The organism is Burkholderia sp. SR8 (assembly GCF_052851275.1).
Genome location: NZ_JAULUC010000035.1, coordinates 35,473 through 52,721, shown reverse-complemented (window position 1 = coordinate 52,721; position 17,249 = coordinate 35,473). Strand labels below are relative to the sequence as shown.

The window sequence follows — 17,249 nt, the reverse complement described above, 5'->3', positions numbered from 1 at the left end:
CGCTCGGCATCCGGATCACCGAGCGCGCGACCGGCAAGGAGGTCTACAACGTGACCGCGCGCACCACCGGCGACAACGGCGCGCTGCTGTATGCGATGCCGTTCCTCGCGCGCAGCGCGCTCGCGGATTTCCCGTTGTCGAACGGCGCGATCCGCACCGTGCGGCTGCCGGTCGACAAGCGCGGCGGGCCGGCTGCGCCGGCCGCCAACGAGCGCGCGGTGCCGGCCGCCCCGGCATCGGGCGCGGCGGTCGCGAAGTAACGCGACAGCGATACCGGCGCGGCCGCCCGGCCGCGCCGCTGGCCCGCGTGCGTCACACCCCGACGCCGAACAGGGCCAGCGCGCCCAGCACGACGAACAGCACGGCCGCGATGCCGTGCACGAGCTTCGTCGGCAGGCGGTGCGCGAAACGGTCGCCCAGCACGATCGCCGGCACGTTCGCGAGCATCATCCCGAAGGTCGTGCCGGCCACCACGCCGATGTAGTCCTGGAAGCGCGCGGCCAGCGCGACGGTCGCGATCTGCGTCTTGTCGCCCATTTCCGCGAGGAAGAACGCGACCAGCGTCGCGCCGAACACGCCGAGCCGCGAACGCGTCGCATTGGCTTCGTCCTCGTCGAGCTTGTCCGGCACGAGAATCCACAACCCCATCGCGATGAACGAGAACGCGAGCGCCCAGCGCATGACCGACGGCGTGACGAGCACGCCCAGCCATTCGCCGAGCGCACCGGCGAACCCGTGATTCACGAGCGTCGCGACCAGCACGCCGAGAATGATCGGCACGGGCTTGCGATAGCGCGCGGCGAGGACGAGGGACAGCAGTTGGGTCTTGTCGCCGATTTCAGCGAGGGCGACGGCGCCGGTGGAGATCAGGAAGGCTTGAGACACGTACGGGGTTCCACGGGCCGATGTTGTGCGTGCGAGCGACGATCCGCCGCGCGCCGGGCCCTGTTGCGGCGCGCAGTGAACCATCGGTCTCGCCAGGCCCTGGTGGCTGCGTCCGCCATGGCCGAACGGCCAAGTCTGTTGACGGACGCCTCCGTCACGATGCGCGCCGGGAGCGCGGGACATCGAGCGGAGCGGCTACTCCCCAATGAGGGCCGAATTCTAGCACGACGCGCGCGGCGCGAATCCGGCGGCTCCGGCCTGCGCCGCGGCGCACGCCGGAGCGGCAGCGGGGCGAACGCGCGCGAGTTACGCTGCGGCCGCAGTGCGGCGTGCGGCACCGCGCTCGTGCACGAGCCGGCCGGCCGCGTACGTGCGGTACACGGCACGATCGTCGCCGAGCAGGGCAAACGCGAACAGCAGCTCCTCGAGCGAATCCGCGCGCTTCGTGCGGCGCGCGAGCAGCGGCGTCGCCTGCGGGTCGAGCACGACGAAGTCGGCCTCGGTGCGCGGCGCGAGCGTGCCGACCGTGTCGGCGAGATCGAGCGCCTGCGCGGCGCCGGCCGTCGCGAGCCAGAACATCCGCGTCGCGCTGAGATGGTGGCCCGACAGCCGCGCGACCTTGTGCGCCTCGTTCATCGTCTGCAACATCGAGAACGACGTGCCGCCGCCGACGTCGGTCGCGAGCGTGACGGGCACGTCGAATTCGCCGGCCTTGTCGAAGTCGAACAGCCCGCTGCCGAGGAAGAAGTTCGACGTCGGGCAGTGCGCGACGACGGTGCGCGTCTCGGCCATCCGGCGGCGGTCTTCGTCGTCGAGGTGGATGCAGTGGCCGTACACCGCGCGCGGCCGCAGCAGCCCGTAGCGATCGTAGATGTCGAGATAGCTGCGGTGGCCGGGGAACAGCTCGGCGACCCATTTCACCTCATCGACGTTTTCCGCGACGTGGCTCTGCACGAACACGTCCGGATGGCGGCGCGCGAGTTCGCCGCATGCCTCGAGCTGCGCCTCGGTCGACGTCGGTGCGAAGCGCGGCGTGAGCGCGTACAGCTGCCGGCCGTTGCCGTGCCAGCGGTCGATCAGCTCGGCACTGTCGTCGTAGCCCGATTGCGCGGTGTCGCGCAGGAACTTGGGGCAGTTGCGATCCATCAGCACCTTGCCCGCGATCATCCGCACGTCGCGCGCGTCGCTCGCCGCGAACAGCGCGTCGGCCGACTGCTTGTGCACGGTGCAGTAGACGAGCGCGCTCGTCGTTCCGCACGCGAGCAGTTCGTCGACGAAGAAGTCGGCCACTTCGCGCGCATGCTCCGGATCGCCGAACTGACGCTCGGTCGGGAACGTGTACTTGTCGAGCCACGGCAGCAGACCGGGCGCCGGCGACGCGATCATGTCCGTCTGCGGATAGTGGATGTGCGTGTCGATGAAGCCGGGCACGATCAGCTTGTCGCGCAGGTCGTGGACGAGCGCGTCGCGCGCGAGCGTCGCGGCGAGCCGCGCATACGGGCCGGCCGCGACGACCTTGCCGTCGTCGACGATCAGCAGGCCGTCGGTCTCGTAGTTCGCGGCCTGGCTCGACTGCGCCGGGTCGCCGTTGAAGGTCAGCAGCTGGGAACGGAAAGCGGTTTGCGTCATGACGAATGGTCCTGCATCAAGGTAAGGCGAACAGAAGAAAACGATCGGGGCTGCGCGGGCGCCGGCATGGAAAGCGCTGGTCGCGCGCACGTGCTGCCGCGATGTGCGAAGGCCGAGACGCCGCGCGCGGCGACCGTGCATGCGAGCGCGGCGGCGAGCGGTGCCTGCAGCGGGTGGCCGGCGGACATCGCTGCGATCGGTATCGCCTTCGCGACCGCGACCGCCAATGCCAATGCCAACGCCAACGCCAACGCCAACGCCAACGCCAACACCAACGCCAACACCAACGCCAACACCAACGCCAACACCAACGCCAACACCAACGCCAACACCAACGCCAACGCGAACGCGAACGCCAACGCAATCGCAATCGCAATCGCGACCGGCACGGCAGCGCGCTGCATGACGAGCTGCGACGAGCGGCTTCGCCGCGCGACCGCGCACAACGCGATCCACGCCCTCGCGCCGCGCGCGGCAGACGCCGCAGACGCGATTTCGGCATGCGTGCACGGTGCGCGCACACCGCTGGCGCGGCACGGCGCCGAACCGGTCGTCGCGAAGCGGATGTCGTGGCGGCGTTTCATCTGTCTAGCGAACCTCGATGCCGGCCGTCACGCGGCCTGCCAGTACGAATCGAGACGCGCGATCAGCGCGTCGCGCTGCGCGGCGTCGACGAACGACGCTTCGAAGCCGTTGCGGATCACCGCGTGTACTTCGGCGTCCGTCAATTGCAGCCCGTCGACCGTCGCGAAATAGTTGTCGTTGACGTAGCCGCCGAAGTAGGCCGGATCGTCGGAGTTGATCGTCACCGCGACGCCGCGATCGAGCAGCGCCTTCAGCGTGTGTTTCGCCATGTCGTCGAACACGCACAGCTTCAGGTTCGACAGCGGGCACACGGTCAGCGCCGTGCGCGTGCGTGCGAGGCGTTCGACGAGTGCCGCATCTTCGATGCTGCGCACGCCGTGATCGATCCGGTCGACCTTCAGCACGTCGAGCGCTTCGTAGATATACGCGGGCGGGCCTTCCTCGCCCGCATGCGCGACGAGCTTCAGCCCGAGCGCGCGCGCCTTCTCGAACACGCGCGCGAACTTCGTCGGCGGATGGCCGAGTTCGGACGAGTCGAGGCCGACGCCGATCAGCCGGTGGCGATAGCGCTCGAACAGCGGCAGCGCGGCTTCGAACGTCGCGAGCGCGTCGTCTTCGGACAGGTGGCGCAGGAAGCACAGGATCAGCTTGCTCGACAGCCCGCGCGGCTCGGCATCGGCGAGCGCGCGGTCGATGCCGGCCACGACCGTCTCGATCGGCACGCCGCGCTCGGTGTGCGTCTGCGGGTCGAAGAACAGCTCGGTGTGGACGACGTTGTCGGCGAGTGCGCGTTCGCAGTAGGCAGCCGTCATGTCGTAGAAATCCTGCTCGGTCAGCAGCACGCTCGCGCCTGCGTAGTAGATGTCGAGGAACGACTGCAGGTCGGTGAACGCGTACGCGGCGCGCAGCGCGTCGATCGAGTCGTACGCGAGCTTCACGCCGTTGCGCTGCGCGAGCGCGAAGATCAGTTCGGGCTCGAGCGAGCCTTCGATATGGATGTGCAGTTCCGCTTTCGGCGCGCGGGCAATCTTGTCCTTGAATGTCGGGGTCATGGCGTTGTTCTTGGTCGGTCAGAATGGTGAGGAAGCGTGCGCGGCTGCGTTTGCCTCGACGGCCTGCAGCAGCTGCGCGGCCACCGAGATCGCGATCACTTCGGGCGCCTTGTCGACGATGCCTTCGACGCCGATCGGACAGTGCATCCGCGCGACCTGGGCCGGGTCGATGCCGATCGCTGCCAGCCGGTGATCGAACTGCACGCGCTTCGTGTGCGAGCCGGTCATCCCGAAGTACGCATAGTCGCCGCGCCGCAGGATGCGCTCGGCCAGCATGAAATCGAGCGTGTGGTCGTGCGTCATCACGACGAAGTACGCATGCGGCGGCGCCGCGTCGACGGCATCGGCCGGGTTGGCCAGCGCGTCGATCGCGAGATTGCCGATTCCCGCGAGCGCGTCGGCCGGCGGGAACGCAGCCTCGGGCGCGTCGATCCAGCGCACGTGGCACGGCAGCGTCGCCAGCACCTTCACGAGCGCGGTGCCGATGTGCCCGGCGCCGAACAGCACGACGGGGAACGCATACGGCGCGATCGTTTCGGTCATCAGCGACACGCCGCCGGTTTCCCACAGCAGGCAATCGGCACGCGCGGCTTGCGATTCGGGCTCGCTCAAGAGCGGCGCGCCCGGCGAGGGGCCGAATGATACGCTACGCACGGTCGCGGTGCCGGCCGCGACGCGCTTCGCGAGCGACATGATCCAGCCGAGGTCGCCGACGTCGAGCCGCTCGAACGCGAGCACCACCGCGCCGCCGCAGCACTGGCCGAGGCTCGGGCCCAGCGCGAGCCGTTCGAGCCGGCGTGCGTGCGGCACGTGCGCGCCGTCCTTCAGCAGGTGCCGCGCGATCTCGATTGCCTTCCATTCCAGATGACCGCCGCCGATCGTATGGCGGGCCGTGTCGCGCGTGACGAGCATCTTGGTGCCGGCCTCGCGCGGCGCGGAGCCGTCGGTATGCGCGACCGTCACGAGCACGGCCGCTTCGCCGTGCGCGAGCAGTTGCTGCAGATCGCCGAGCCACGCTTCCATCAGCACGCTCCGTTCGGGACGTCGCGGCACGACGCACGGCGCGGGCCGGCGGGCGCGGCGGCAACGAGGGCAGGCGGGAGCGGGGCGATCCGGCCGCACGACGGAGCCGGTGCGGCGGCAGTGCGCCGAAGGCGCGCGCGAACGACGCCGCGGGACGTGCGGACGCCATGAGGGTGACGGATGCGGATGGTTTGCGTTGTCATGATGAATCCAGTCGACATTGCGGATCGGGCGCGCGTTACGCAGGAGGTGAGACCGCCTGGCCTCGCGCACGTAGATCGCCATCCAGTTGCGAAGATAGCACCGCCAGGCGGCGGGAACATTGCCGGGCGGTGATCCGCGCTATCAGGCGGCGATCATGTCGATCATAGGCCCGCCGCGCGGGATCGTGGCAGCGATGCTGCGGGCATCGGGCGAAATGCCTGTGCGCGCGGCGTGCGCGCGGATGGCGCGCGATGCGCGTACGCCCGGCACTCCGGGCAGCGGCGGGGTAGGTGTTTACGCGCGGCCGGCGCCACACGCGGCCGCGGCATGGTGCGGGGCCCGCCGGCCGAGCCGGCAGGGGCGCTGCTACGCGGCGACGCCCGACCGGTCGGGGCGCCCCCGCGCGGCGCGGCCGCTCAGCCCGCGAGCATGCGGCGATGGCGCCACAGGCTCGATGCGACGGCAACGAGGATCACGGCGAACGCGATCAGCGCCCAGCCGGGCAGCAGGATGCCGAAGATCGGCGGGTAGACCGTCTCGCACAGGCCCGCGACCTTGAACATGCCGGGGAACCATTGCGCGGGCGGCAGGCTGTCGACGATCGGCTGCAGCGTGTCGAAGCCGCAGCTGAAGCCCGGATTCATCTGGATCGACAGATGCCGAGCGGCAGTGCCGACGCCGCCGGCCGCGGCGATCGCGATCAGCAGCTCGAGCACCCAGATGCCGCGCCAGTTGCGCATCCCGGCCGCGAGGAACGCGAAGATGCCGATCGCCGCGAAGAAGTAGCGCTGGATGATGCACAGCGGACACGGATCCTCGTTCTTCACGTACTGAAGGTAGAGCGCGCCCGCCAGCAGGGCGATGCACACCCAGCCGAGCAGCATCAGCAGGCGGCGTTCACGGCGGAGTGCGAGCGTGGAGTCGTTCATGTCGGCGGGATTCCTGTCGTTGGTCGGTCCGATGATCAATCGCGCGATTTTAGCGCGAACGATCTGGCACGAAACTGACAGCGCGGGTGCGGCACCCGGCCGCACCCGCTACGTACGCGCGTCGCCGCGCCCGTTGCTGCAGCAATCACCGGATCGTGTTCAGCACCGCCTCGACCGCCTGGCCGATCGCGAGCAGCGCGTCGTCGCGATGCGGCGCGGCCGCGAGCATCAGGCCGACCGGCGCCGCGTCGCGCGGATGGCACGGCAGCGACAGCGCGCACGCATCGAGGAAGTTGAATGCGCTCGGATTGCGCAGGATCAGCGCGTTGGTACGCGTGAACGCGGCGTCGTCCGCTTCGAGTTCGGCGATGCGCGGCGGCACGACGGGCACCGTCGGTGCGACCAGCGCGTCGAAGCGCGCCCAGACCGTGTGCGCCGCTTCGTCCAGCATCGCCTGGCGGGCGGCGAGCAGGTCCAGATAGTCGGCCGCGCTCGCCGGCTCGCCCTTCAGGATGCGCGACAGCACGCGCGGATCGTATCGATCGCGGTGCTGCGCGAGCAGCGGGCGATGCCACGCATACGCCTCGATCGGCGAGAAGCCGAAGCGGTTGATCTCCGGCAACCGGTCGAGCGCCGAAAAGCGCACTTCCGTGACGATCGCGCCCGCCGCTTCCAGATGTTTCAGCGACGCGTCGAGCGCGGCGGCGACGTCCGCGTCGACGCCGTCCGTCACGTAGTTGGTCAGCACGCCGAGCCGCACGCCTTCGAGCGGCCGCGCGGCCGGCACGTGCGGCTCGAGGCCCGCGAGCATCCGGTCGACGAGCGCGCAGCACGCGACCGTCAGGCTGATCGGGCCGAACGAGTCGAGCGTCGTCGACAGCGGCACGCCGCCTTGCGTCGGGATCCGGCTCGCAGTCGGCTTGAAGCCCGTGAGCCCGCACAGCGCGGCCGGAATGCGGATCGAGCCGCCGGTGTCGGTGCCGAGCGCGACGGCCGCCATCCCGTCGGCGACGGACGCGGCCGCGCCGGACGACGAGCCGCCGGCGATCCGCGCATCGCCCGGCACGTCGCGCCGGTACGGCGAGCGCGGCGAGCCGAAGTGCGGGTTCAGCCCGAGCCCCGAGAACGCGAACTCGCTCATGTTGGTGCGGCCGACCAGCACGGCGCCCGCCCGCTTCAACCGCGCGACGGCGACCGCGTCGGCCTGCGCGGGCGGCGCGCCGTCGAGCACGCGCGAACCGGCGCGCGTCACCTGGCCAGCGACGTCGAACAGATCCTTCACCGACACGGGAATACCCGCGAGCGGTGACAGCACGGTGCCCGCCGCTCGCAGGCGATCGTGCGCGTCGGCGGCCGCGCGCGCGTTGTCGGCGTCGACTTCGGTGAAGACGGTCGCACCCTGGCCCGACGGATCGGCGATCCGTTCGAGCGCGACGTCGACGAGCGCGCGGCTCGTGGTCCGCCCGGCGGCGAGGTCGGCGGCGAGCTGGGCGAGCGGGGGGAAGGGCGTGAAGGTGGTCATGGGGGGCTCAGCGGCGAAAATGTTGGACAAGGGTGGCGCGAAACGAATCGATATGGCGTTCGACGGCCGCGCGCGCGCCGGCGGCGTCGCGCGCGGACAGCCGCTCGAACAGTTCGCGGTGTTCATGCTGGACGTCGGACAGATGGTGCGGCTCGGACAGCGTGACGAACCAGAAGCGCAGCGAGCGCTCATGCAGCGCGCGCAGGATTTCCGCGAGCACCGGGTTGCGCGCGGCCACGGCGATCGCGTGATGAAACGCGCGGTCGAGCGCCATCATTCCTTCGACGTCGTGCGTGCCGACGCAGGCCTCGCCATCGGCGAGCAGCGCGGCCATGCGCGCGAGGTCGTCGGGCGTCGCATGGCGTGCGGCGAGTTCGACGCAGTGGGCTTCGTTGATGCGCCGCACGTCGATCACCGCGACGATATCGTCGAGCGACAGCGGCTGCACCATCAGCCCCTTGCGCGGCATCACGGACAGCAGCCCTTCGAGCACCAGCCGGTGCACGGCCTGATGGACGGGCGTGCGGCCGATGCCGGTGCGCGCGACGAGGTCGGCTTCGTTCAGCGCCGCGCCCGGCTTCAGGCGCATCGTGATGATGTCGCGCTGGATCAGCGCGTACGCGCGGTCCGCGAGGCTGGGCGGCGATGCGGCAGGCCGGTCGTGGACGGCGTCGGGGAGGGCGTTCATGCGGGCGGCGGCGCGGTGGCCGGGCGGGGCGCGATCATGGCGCAGGCAGTCCGGCAGCGTGGGCGATGCGTGAATATTATTGTGATATATCACGGGTGTCCAGCGTGCCGGCGTGACGTTCGATCCCGCGGACGCGGGGACGCAGGTCGTGCCCGCACCGGATGCGACGACTTGCAACAATTATCGACAGGATGTTGCTGGTTTACCGCGCGATCGTGCACTGACGCATAATGAATCCTCGTCAATCCAATACGCGCGAGCGACGTACCAGACCATCGTCATGAGCGAAACCACGCCTTCCCCGGCCGGTCTGCCCGGCACCTCTTCCGCTTCTTCCGATTCCCCTCGTTCCGATCCGGTGAAAACGCCCGCCTCGCCTGCCGCGCAGGCAGCCGCTGCACATGACGTTGCCGAAGACGGCGCGTCGCCGGTCACGGCGGCGTCCGAGCCGGGCGCTGCCGGCACGACGGGCGCCGGCACCACGGGCACCGCCGCCGAAGCCAGTGCCGCGACGCCGAAACCCGGCGCGGCCCCGCCCGGTTTCGGTGCGCAGCCCGATTTCGACACGCCGCGGCCGCCGCCCGCGAACGCGCAGACCGCGCCACCGGCGTATCTCAAACAGAGCGACACGCCGTGGTCGGTATTCGGCCGGATCGTCGCCGCGCGTGCGCGCCGGCTGTTCGACCGCGCGGGCCAGCGGATCACGCAGCGCACGCTGCGCATCGGCGTGTCGGCGCGGATCTTCCATCCGGAACCCGGCGCGAAGGGGCTGCGCGGCAAGACGCTGCAGTACCTGGAAGAGTCGATCGCACACTGGGTCATGTCGCGCGACGTGCTCGTGTTCATGATCCCGACCGTCGGCCACCAGGGCATGCTGCATCCGAGCAACATCCGGCTGCGCGACTACGCGAAGCATCTCGACGGGCTGCTGCTGCAGGGCGGCGCCGACGTGTCGCCGCAAACCTACGCGGCGTCCGATGCGCGGCCCGAATGGCCGGGCGACCGCGTGCGCGACATGTACGAGCTCGAGCTGTTTCACGAATTCGTCGAATCCGGCAAGCCGGTGCTCGGCGTGTGCCGCGGCTGCCAGCTGATCAACGTCGCGTTCGGCGGATCGCTGTACCAGGACATCGCGACCGACGTGCCGACCGCGAATGCGCACGTGAGCGAGCATTACGACCAGCATCGCCACGCGATCCGCTTCCCCGATACGTCGACGCTCGCGAGCATGTTCCCCGGGCGCAGCGAAGCGATCGTCAACTCGATCCACCATCAGGCGATCCGCGATCTCGGCCGCGATCTGAACATCGAGGCCGTGTCGGCCGGCGACGGGATCATCGAGGGCATCCGCTACCGGCGCGCGCCGTTCGTCGTCGGCGTGCAGTGGCACCCGGAGTTTCACCGCGCGGGCGGCGCCGAGCTGCTCGACTGCACGCCGCTGCTCGATGCATTCCTGCGCGCGGCACGCGAAACGCGCCTGTAGCAAGCGTTCGCATCGCGTCGCAGGACGACGGCCGCATCGCGTTAAATTCGAGATGCGGCCGTTTCGTTTTGAACGATAATCGCGACTCCCGATTCGTTCGCCGGAGTCTGACGTTGGTCTTCCGAAGCTTTTTCCCTGCACGACGCGCAACGTGGATCGTTGCAATGGCTGCCTGCGCGCACGCAGGCGCGGCGTGGTCCGCCGATGCGACCGCACCCGTCGCGGGCACCCGCCCGGCGGTGACGAGCCTGAGCGGCGATGCCGCGCCGGTACCGGCGGCGTCGGCCGCGACCGCCGCCGATGCAGCCGCGCAAGGCAACGTCGCGGAACTGTCGCAGATGCTGCACGACGGGCGAATCGTCGAGATGCGCACGACCTACAACGGCAGCTACGGCGCGAGCGTGATGTTCGATCCGCGCGAGATGACGTACTACGTCGCGTTGTTCCAGGACAAGCGTCTGTGGCGCGTGATCAAGACGCAGGAGAAGAGCCGCGCGGAGATGGTCTACGCGAACTTCGTCCAGCAGACGGTGCAGCTCGCGGACGTCGAGATCCGCCGCACCGAACTGCAGGCGCAGAAGACGTTTCTCGAGCGTGTGATCGCGTTGCAGGCGACTCGCGCGCAGCAGCTGCAGGCCGATCTCGGCGTCGCGCGCAGCCAGCAGGCCGAGGTCGCGCAGCGGCAGAAGTCGGTGCAGGAGCAGACGCAGGCGCTGCAGGTCGAGAAGCGGGCCGCGCAGGTGCAGTTGCGCGATCTGCAGGAGCAGGTGCGGCAGCTCGAGCGGCAGGCTGAAACGGGGCTGTCCGCGCACAAGTGACGACAGGTCGTCCGATCGGGCGATGGACGAACGAAACCCGGCGAAGCGTGCTTCGCCGGGTTTTTTGTTGCACGCGCGTCAGCGGCGCAGCGTGTCGGAAGTGTCAGTCAGGCGACGATGCGACAGCTGTGCGGTCCAGTCGAAGCCGGCCGCCGGTACGTTCGCCGGCCGCGCGGGGCGCTCGGCGTCGAGCGCGTGCGCCATCGCGATCAGCGTGAGCGGATCGTCGAGCGGGCGCTGCGGAGCAAGCGAATGCGACGGCCGGTCGAAATGATCGTGCGACGATGCACGTGAGCCGTGCAGTGTGACAGATGATCCTGCGTCGAGCCGGGCCGCGACGTGTGCGGCAGCGTGCGCCGGCGTCGGGCGCTTGCCGGCCGGTTGGTGCGTCGACGACGACGGTCGTGGCGGCGATACGGTCGCGACGCGCCGTCCGTCCGATGCCGCGCCGGCACGCCGAGGCGGCGCCTTCGGTGCCGCGCCGCGTGCGGACTCCGAGGGCATGGCGGATATTGCGGCGGGACGCGCCGCGGCATGCTGCGCCGGCGCGCTGGCCGGCTTCGCGCGCTCGAGCGCGGCGACTTGCACCGTTCCTGTCGATTGCGCGACGTGCTGCGGCACCGGGACTGCGGGCTGAATCGTCGGCTTGGGTGCGAAATCCGGGAACGGCTCGTGCGCAGTAACGAGCCAGCCGATGATCGCGAGCGCGCCGATGCTCCAGCACGCGGCACGCAACGCTCGCCTGTCGTGCGTGCGGCCGGGCGCGCGCTCGATGTACCGGCGGGTCGCACCGGGCGCGGCAGCCGGCACGCCGGCTGACGACGGCGGCGCCACGGGCAGCGGTTGCCAGCGACACGTCCGGTGCGGCGCAACGATGTCGATGCAACACGTGGTCAGCGTCGCAAGACAGCGCTTGCCCGGCCGCGCGTCAGACATGCCGCGGAACGTCCACTCGCGACCGAACGGCGGCACGCCGTCGAGCGGGGCGGCACGAGGGCGGGCGAGCGTGCCCTCGACGGGCACCAGGGGCGATGAAGTCATGAGGGCGGTACGCCGTGCGGCAGCGGCGATCGTGCCGGCCGCAACGACATGGCGTTGCAAATCGTGACATTGTGGTCACGCGACCGCGTTCGGTCGATCGGACCAATCTGATTTTGACGTGCCGTTCGAGACGATTCGTACTAGCGGCATGCAGCGGCGCCAATGCTGCCGCGACACGAGGGCCATCGCGGCGCCCCAACGCAGTCGTCGGCTTCGCGTGGCATCATTTCCCGACCATGCCGGTGTGCGCGTCGTTGCGCGACGCGCCGCCGGTTCGCAGCGATGCCCGTGCGCGCCGGCAAGGCGCGGCACGCGTCGTCGGATTCACAGGGCGCGGCGCTCGCGCCGTCCGAGCCGAGGGAACGACATGTCCACAGCCACGCAAGCCATCGCGCAGGAATCGAAAGTCCGCACCGTGTTCCGCGTCGTCAGCGGCAACTTCCTCGAAATGTACGACTTCATGGTCTACGGGTATTACGCGTCGGCCATCGCGAAAACGTACTTTCCGAGCGGCAACGCGTTCGCGTCGCTGATGCTGTCGCTGTCGGTGTTCGGGGCGGGTTTCCTGATGCGCCCGGTCGGCGCGATCGTGCTCGGCGCGTACATCGATCATCACGGCCGCCGCAAGGGGCTGATCCTGACGCTGGGGCTGATGGCGCTCGGCACGCTGACGGTGGCCGCGATTCCGGGCTACGCGACGATCGGCGTGCTCGCGCCGGTGCTGGTGCTGCTCGGCCGGCTCCTGCAGGGCTTTTCCGCGGGCGTCGAGCTCGGCGGCGTGTCGGTCTATCTGTCGGAGATCGCGACGAAGGGCCGCAAGGGGTTCTACACGTCGTGGCAGTCGGGCAGCCAGCAGGTGGCGGTCGTGTTCGCCGCGTTCGTCGGCGTGCTGCTGAACCGCGCGCTGCCGGCCGACGAGATGACCGCGTGGGGCTGGCGCATTCCGTTCCTGATCGGCTGCCTGATCGTGCCGTTCCTGTTCCTGATCCGCCGTTCGCTGAAGGAAACCGACGAATTCCTCGCGAAGCGTCATCGTCCGACGATGGGCGAGATCATGCGGTCGATGCTCGCGAACTGGGGCGTCGTGATCGCCGGGATGGGCATGGTGATCATGACGACGGTGTCGTTCTACATGATCACCGCGTACACGCCGACGTTCGGCAAGGAAGTGCTGCACCTGTCGTCGCTTGACGCGCTGATCGTGACCGTCTGCGTCGGGCTGTCCAACCTCGTCTGGCTGCCGCTGTCCGGCGCGCTGTCGGATCGCATCGGCCGCCGTCCGGTGCTGATCGCGTTCACGGTGCTCACGCTGCTGTCGGCCTATCCGGCCGTGCTGTGGCTCGTCGCGCAGCCGTCGTTCCTGCGGCTGCTCGCGGTCGAGCTGTGGCTGTCGTTCCTGTACGGGTCGTACAACGGCGCGATGGTCGTCGCGCTGACCGAAGTGATGCCGGCCGACGTGCGCACCGCCGGCTTTTCGCTCGCGTACAGCCTCGCGACGACGATCGGCGGCTTCACGCCCGCGATCTCGACGCTGCTGATTCACCAGACGGGCAACAAGGCGGCGCCGGGGCTCTGGCTGAGCGTCGCGGCGATCTGCGGGCTGATCGCAACGCTCGTGCTCTATCGGACACCGCGGTCGCGCAACCAGTACAAATCGGCGTGATCCGCTCTGTATTGCATCGCATCGGATGAAGAAAGGGAGCGCGGGCGCGCTCCCTTTCCGGTTGGCGCTCAGACGTTCAGGCTTTCATGCGTCGCGCAGCGCGGCGGCGACCTTCGCGGTCACGTCGAGCCATTGCCCCGGCGAGGGCTGGCGGGCAAGCGTCGCATGCGGATACCACGGACAGTCGTCGCCGGTGAACCAGCGCCAGTCCGGCGCGAACGGCAGCATGATCCACAGCGGCTTGCCGAGCGCGCCGGCGAGGTGCGCGACCGCCGTATCGATCGTGACGACGCCGTCGAGCCGCTCGATCAGCGCGGCCGTGTCGGCGAAGTCGTTCAGCCGGCCGTCGAGGCGATGCACGCGCGGATGCGCGTCGACGCGTGCGCGTTCGTCGTCGTCGAGCGCCGGCTGCAGCACGATCCAGTCGATGTCCGGCAGCGCGAGCAGCGGCGCGAGCGCATCGAACGGCATCGAGCGGTTCTCCTGCGCCTGCCGGCGGCCCGACCACGCGAGCCCGAACTTGCGTTTCGACTGGCCGCCGAGCGAGCCGCGAAAGCGCCGGCGTGCGCTGTCCGGCGCATCGAGATAGCGCGCGCCCGCGACGATGTCGTCCGGCTGCAGGCCGAGCAGGAAAGGCAGGCTCATCAGCGTGCACGCGACGTCCGCCGCGGGCGGCTTCGCCGCGTGCTGCCCGACGAGCGTCACGCGCCAGCGCGCCGCAACCGGCGCGAGCAGCGCGACGAGTTCCGGCTGCACTTCGAGTACGACACGCGCGCAGCGCGCACGCGCCAGCGGCACGAAGCGGACGAACTGAAGCGTGTCCCCGAAGCCTTGTTCCGCGCGGATCAGCAGCGTGCGCGCCGCGATCGGTTCGCCTTGCCAGCGCGGCAGCGTGCCGAGCGGCGTCGCGCCCGGCGTGTCGTGGCGGGCTTCATAGGCGGGCAGGCCGCGCGTGAAGTCGCGCAGCGTGAGCAGCGTGACGGCGCGATGCAGTTGCGCGAGCTTCAGGTCGGGCGCGACGCGCAGCGCCTGGTCGAACGCGCGCAGCGCCATCTCGTGCGCGCCGAGCGCGTGATGCGCGTTGCCGAGGTTCAGCCACGCGAGGCCGAACGACGGATCCAGGCCGACCGCGCGTTCGTAGTAGGGCAGTGCTTCGCGGTGCCGGGCCTGTGCGCACAGCGCGTTCGCGAGCCCGAACAGCGCAAGCGGGAACGGCGGGTGCAGCGCGAGCGCGGCTTCGAACGCGGCAGCGGCCTCCGCATGGCGGCCGAGCGCCTCCAGCGTGTTGCCCAGATTGAAATGCGCGGCGACGAAACGCGGCTGCGCGGCGATCGCGGCCTGGAAGTGCGCGATCGCGTCGCCCGCCCGGCCCATCGCGTTCAGCGCCATCGCGAGATTGTTGTGCGCGCCGGCATGGCCGGGCCGCAGCTCGAGCGCACGGTGGAACGCGGCGAGTGCGTCGTCGTGGCGGCCGAGCGCGTTCAGGGCGTTGCCGAGGTTGTTGTGAATCGATGCGTCGTCGGGCGTGAGCCGCAGCGCGCGGCCGAACGCATCCACCGCGTCCTCGTGACGCTGCAGCGCCGCATACGCGTTGCCGAGGTTGTAGTGCGCGAGCGGAAATTCGGGTGCGAGCGTCAGCGCGTTGCGAAAGCGGTCGATCGCATCGCCGAGCCGGCCGAGCGCCTTCAGCGCGTTGCCGAGATTGAGCTGAAGCGCGGCATCGTCCGGGCGCAGCTCGACCGCACGCCCGACGAGATCGGCCGCCTCGGCATGCTGGCCCTGCTGATGCCGCAGCACGCCGAACAGATGCAGTGCGTCGGCGTCGGCGGGATTGGTGGCGAGCGCGGCGCGATAGCCGTGCTCGGCCTCGGCGAGGCGGCCCGCGCGGTGCGCGGCATACGCTCGGTCGAATGCGGAATCCATGACGCGAAAACTGACGGAAAGCGCGTATTTTCCCACACTGCGCGCCCGCGCCGCGGATCGGCCGTTCGGCATATGGCCCCGTCACGCGGAGCGGCGTAGACTGGCGGGATCGCGTGTCATCGAGGTTCTCATGGCTGACACCTTGCTCGATATCTCGCCCGTGCTGATCGTCGGCGCGGGCCCGACCGGTCTTGCTGCCGCGATGAGTCTCGCGCGGGCCCGCGTGCCGGTGCGCATCGTCGACCGGCTCGCCACGCCGGCGCCGTATTCTCGCGCGATCGGCATCCAGGCGCGCACGCTCGAGCTGCTGGAGCAGCATCGCGCGGTCGAACCGTTCCTCGCGCTCGGCCATCGCGTGCATGCGGCTGAGCTCCATGCCGACGGCCGCGTGATCGCGCGGCTCGATTTCGATCCGCTGCAAACGCGCTACCCGTACCTGCTGCTGCTCGACCAGAGCGTCACCGAGCGGTTGCTCACCGAGCATCTGGCCGGGCTCGGCGTGACGATCGAGCGCGGCGTCACGCTCGTCGCATGCGACGCCGGCGGCCCGTCGCTCGACGTGACGCTGCGCGGTGCCGACGGCCGCGACGAGCGCTGCGCGCCGTCGTACCTGATCGCCGCCGACGGCGCGCACAGCACGGTGCGGCATCTGCTTCGCGTGGGCTTCGCCGGCCGTGCGTTCGAACAGACGTTCCTGCTTGCCGATTTTGCGGCGATTCCCGACTGGCCCGACGAGGAAATCCGTCTGTTCACGACGCCCGACGGCATCGCCGGCCTGTTCCCGATGGGCAGCGGCCGCTACCGGCTCGTCGCCGATCGGCCGCCCGGCGGCACGCCGTCGCCGGACGCGCCGCCCCCGTCTCTCGAAGAATGCGACGCGCTCGTGCGCGCCCGCACGGGCGCATCGATCGCGCCGAGCGATCTCGCGTGGTCGTCGTATTTCCATCTGAACAGCCGGATGGTCGACCGGCTGCGCTACGGGCGCGTGTTTTTTGCCGGCGACGCCGCGCACATCCACAGCCCGGCCGGCGCACAGGGCATGAACACGGGGATCCAGGAAGCGCTCAATTTCGGCTGGAAGCTCGCACGCGTGCTCGGTGCGGGAACGTCCGAGCGGCTACTCGACACGTATCACGCAGAGCGCCATCCGATCGAGCGCGATGTGTTGCGGCAGACGAGTGTCGTCACGCAGATCGTCGAAGCCGATCACGGCGCGGTCAGGCTGCTGCGCGATCACGTGGTGCCGCTGTTGTCGTCGCTGGGCCCGGTGCGCGACGCGGTGCGGCGCACGTTCAGCGAGCTCGGCGTGCAGTACCGGAAGAGTCCGCTCACGCTCGAACGCGTGCTCGATGGCGGGCCACGTGCGGGCGAGCGTGCGCCGGATGCGCTGGTGCACGTGGTCGACGGCCCGCTCGGTCCGGCGCCGGGCACGGCGCGGCTATACGACCTGCACGATCCGGCGAGCTTCACGCTGCTGCTGCTCGAGGAGCCTGCGGGCGCCGACGGCGACGACACGGCCGACGTGCCGCCGATCTACGTGCCGCCGATGTCCGCGGATGCGCAGGCGCTCGTGCAAGGGGTCGAACGAATCATGCCGGGTGCCGTGCGGACATGGCGTGTCGCCGATGCCGAAGGCAACGGCGCGGAAGGGCTCGCGCAGGCATACGGCCGCTCGAGGCCGTCGTTCTATCTGCTGCGGCCGGACGGCTACATCGCGGCGCGCGGCCGAACCGCCACCGACGCGAACGCACTGCTGCGCCATTGCGAAAGCTGGTTCGCGGGCATGCCGCTGCCCGCGTAGGGG

The 17,249-nt window shown here is 70.0% G+C and carries 13 protein-coding genes, 1 pseudogene and 1 riboswitch; of the genes and pseudogenes, 5 read left to right on the top strand and 9 right to left on the bottom strand.

Features of this window, described 5'->3' with window-relative positions; genetic code table 11:
* A pseudogene (locus tag Q3A80_RS29410) lies at positions 1 to 260 on the top strand (DUF4136 domain-containing protein); the annotation flags it as partial.
* Between the two features lie 52 nt (positions 261 to 312).
* Here Q3A80_RS29410 and Q3A80_RS29405 read toward each other — a convergent pair.
* The 7 genes from Q3A80_RS29405 to Q3A80_RS29375 all read right to left on the bottom strand — a co-directional run bounded on the left by Q3A80_RS29405 (position 313) and on the right by Q3A80_RS29375 (position 8,517).
* Positions 313 to 885 (bottom strand): TMEM165/GDT1 family protein, encoded by a 573-nt coding sequence (locus tag Q3A80_RS29405; protein ID WP_446332310.1) that lies wholly within the window; start codon positions 883 to 885, stop codon positions 313 to 315.
* 78 nt (positions 886 to 963) lie between these two features.
* Positions 964 to 1,101, bottom strand: a riboswitch (yybP-ykoY riboswitch).
* 90 nt (positions 1,102 to 1,191) lie between these two features.
* Positions 1,192 to 2,514, bottom strand: a complete 1,323-nt coding sequence (gene guaD, locus Q3A80_RS29400) for a guanine deaminase (RefSeq protein WP_446332309.1) — start codon at positions 2,512 to 2,514, stop codon at positions 1,192 to 1,194.
* A gap of 611 nt (positions 2,515 to 3,125) precedes the next feature.
* Entirely contained in the window at positions 3,126 to 4,151 is a 1,026-nt protein-coding gene (locus Q3A80_RS29395; protein WP_446332308.1) for an adenosine deaminase, read from the bottom strand.
* A gap of 18 nt (positions 4,152 to 4,169) precedes the next feature.
* A complete protein-coding gene (gene xdhC / locus Q3A80_RS29390) occupies positions 4,170 to 5,174 on the bottom strand; it encodes a xanthine dehydrogenase accessory protein XdhC (RefSeq protein ID WP_446332307.1) in 1,005 nt (334 codons plus the stop codon).
* A 620-nt stretch (positions 5,175 to 5,794) separates the two neighbouring features.
* Entirely contained in the window at positions 5,795 to 6,307 is a 513-nt protein-coding gene (locus Q3A80_RS29385) for a disulfide bond formation protein B (protein ID WP_446332306.1), read from the bottom strand.
* A 145-nt stretch (positions 6,308 to 6,452) separates the two neighbouring features.
* Positions 6,453 to 7,829, bottom strand: a complete 1,377-nt coding sequence (locus Q3A80_RS29380; RefSeq protein WP_446332305.1) for an amidase — start codon at positions 7,827 to 7,829, stop codon at positions 6,453 to 6,455.
* 7 nt (positions 7,830 to 7,836) lie between these two features.
* A complete protein-coding gene (locus Q3A80_RS29375) occupies positions 7,837 to 8,517 on the bottom strand; it encodes a GntR family transcriptional regulator (RefSeq protein ID WP_446332304.1) in 681 nt (226 codons plus the stop codon).
* A 280-nt stretch (positions 8,518 to 8,797) separates the two neighbouring features.
* On the opposite strand from Q3A80_RS29375, the gene Q3A80_RS29370 reads away from it, so the two are divergent.
* Together Q3A80_RS29370 and Q3A80_RS29365 are read left to right on the top strand one after the other, a co-directional pair.
* Positions 8,798 to 10,000, top strand: a complete 1,203-nt coding sequence (locus tag Q3A80_RS29370; RefSeq protein ID WP_446332303.1) for a gamma-glutamyl-gamma-aminobutyrate hydrolase family protein — start codon at positions 8,798 to 8,800, stop codon at positions 9,998 to 10,000.
* A gap of 164 nt (positions 10,001 to 10,164) precedes the next feature.
* Positions 10,165 to 10,818, top strand: a complete 654-nt coding sequence (locus tag Q3A80_RS29365) for a DUF2968 domain-containing protein (protein WP_446332302.1) — start codon at positions 10,165 to 10,167, stop codon at positions 10,816 to 10,818.
* 78 nt (positions 10,819 to 10,896) lie between these two features.
* Here the strand turns inward: Q3A80_RS29365 and Q3A80_RS29360 are convergent, their stop codons facing one another.
* A complete protein-coding gene (locus Q3A80_RS29360) occupies positions 10,897 to 11,859 on the bottom strand; it encodes a hypothetical protein (RefSeq protein WP_446332301.1) in 963 nt (320 codons plus the stop codon).
* A gap of 367 nt (positions 11,860 to 12,226) precedes the next feature.
* Between Q3A80_RS29360 and tcuC the strand changes: the two genes are divergently transcribed.
* Positions 12,227 to 13,522 (top strand): tricarballylate/proton symporter TcuC, encoded by a 1,296-nt coding sequence (tcuC, locus tag Q3A80_RS29355; protein WP_446332300.1) that lies wholly within the window; start codon positions 12,227 to 12,229, stop codon positions 13,520 to 13,522.
* 84 nt (positions 13,523 to 13,606) lie between these two features.
* Here tcuC and Q3A80_RS29350 read toward each other — a convergent pair whose 3' ends face one another.
* Positions 13,607 to 15,445, bottom strand: coding sequence for a tetratricopeptide repeat protein (locus Q3A80_RS29350; RefSeq protein ID WP_446332299.1), 1,839 nt, complete (start codon positions 15,443 to 15,445; stop codon positions 13,607 to 13,609).
* A 130-nt stretch (positions 15,446 to 15,575) separates the two neighbouring features.
* Between Q3A80_RS29350 and Q3A80_RS29345 the strand changes: the two genes are divergently transcribed.
* The gene (locus Q3A80_RS29345; protein WP_446332298.1) at positions 15,576 to 17,246 is read left to right on the top strand and encodes an FAD-dependent monooxygenase; all 1,671 of its coding nucleotides are present in this window, start codon (positions 15,576 to 15,578) and stop codon (positions 17,244 to 17,246) included.
* Positions 17,247 to 17,249: the final 3 nt, after the last annotated feature.

Excerpts from the sequence above, each read along its gene's own strand:
- guaD (WP_446332309.1), bottom strand. The coding sequence starts at position 2,514 with ATGACGCAAACCGCTTTCCGTTCCCAGCTGCTGACCTTCAACGGCGAC.
- Q3A80_RS29395 (WP_446332308.1), bottom strand. The coding sequence starts at position 4,151 with ATGACCCCGACATTCAAGGACAAGATTGCCCGCGCGCCGAAAGCGGAA.
- xdhC (WP_446332307.1), bottom strand. The coding sequence starts at position 5,174 with ATGGAAGCGTGGCTCGGCGATCTGCAGCAACTGCTCGCGCACGGCGAA.
- Q3A80_RS29385 (WP_446332306.1), bottom strand. The coding sequence starts at position 6,307 with ATGAACGACTCCACGCTCGCACTCCGCCGTGAACGCCGCCTGCTGATG.
- Q3A80_RS29380 (WP_446332305.1), bottom strand. The coding sequence starts at position 7,829 with ATGACCACCTTCACGCCCTTCCCCCCGCTCGCCCAGCTCGCCGCCGAC.
- Q3A80_RS29375 (WP_446332304.1), bottom strand. The coding sequence starts at position 8,517 with ATGAACGCCCTCCCCGACGCCGTCCACGACCGGCCTGCCGCATCGCCG.
- Q3A80_RS29370 (WP_446332303.1), top strand. The coding sequence starts at position 8,798 with ATGAGCGAAACCACGCCTTCCCCGGCCGGTCTGCCCGGCACCTCTTCC.
- Q3A80_RS29365 (WP_446332302.1), top strand. The coding sequence starts at position 10,165 with ATGGCTGCCTGCGCGCACGCAGGCGCGGCGTGGTCCGCCGATGCGACC.
- Q3A80_RS29360 (WP_446332301.1), bottom strand. The coding sequence starts at position 11,859 with ATGACTTCATCGCCCCTGGTGCCCGTCGAGGGCACGCTCGCCCGCCCT.
- tcuC (WP_446332300.1), top strand. The coding sequence starts at position 12,227 with ATGTCCACAGCCACGCAAGCCATCGCGCAGGAATCGAAAGTCCGCACC.
- Q3A80_RS29350 (WP_446332299.1), bottom strand. The coding sequence starts at position 15,445 with ATGGATTCCGCATTCGACCGAGCGTATGCCGCGCACCGCGCGGGCCGC.
- Q3A80_RS29345 (WP_446332298.1), top strand. The coding sequence starts at position 15,576 with ATGGCTGACACCTTGCTCGATATCTCGCCCGTGCTGATCGTCGGCGCG.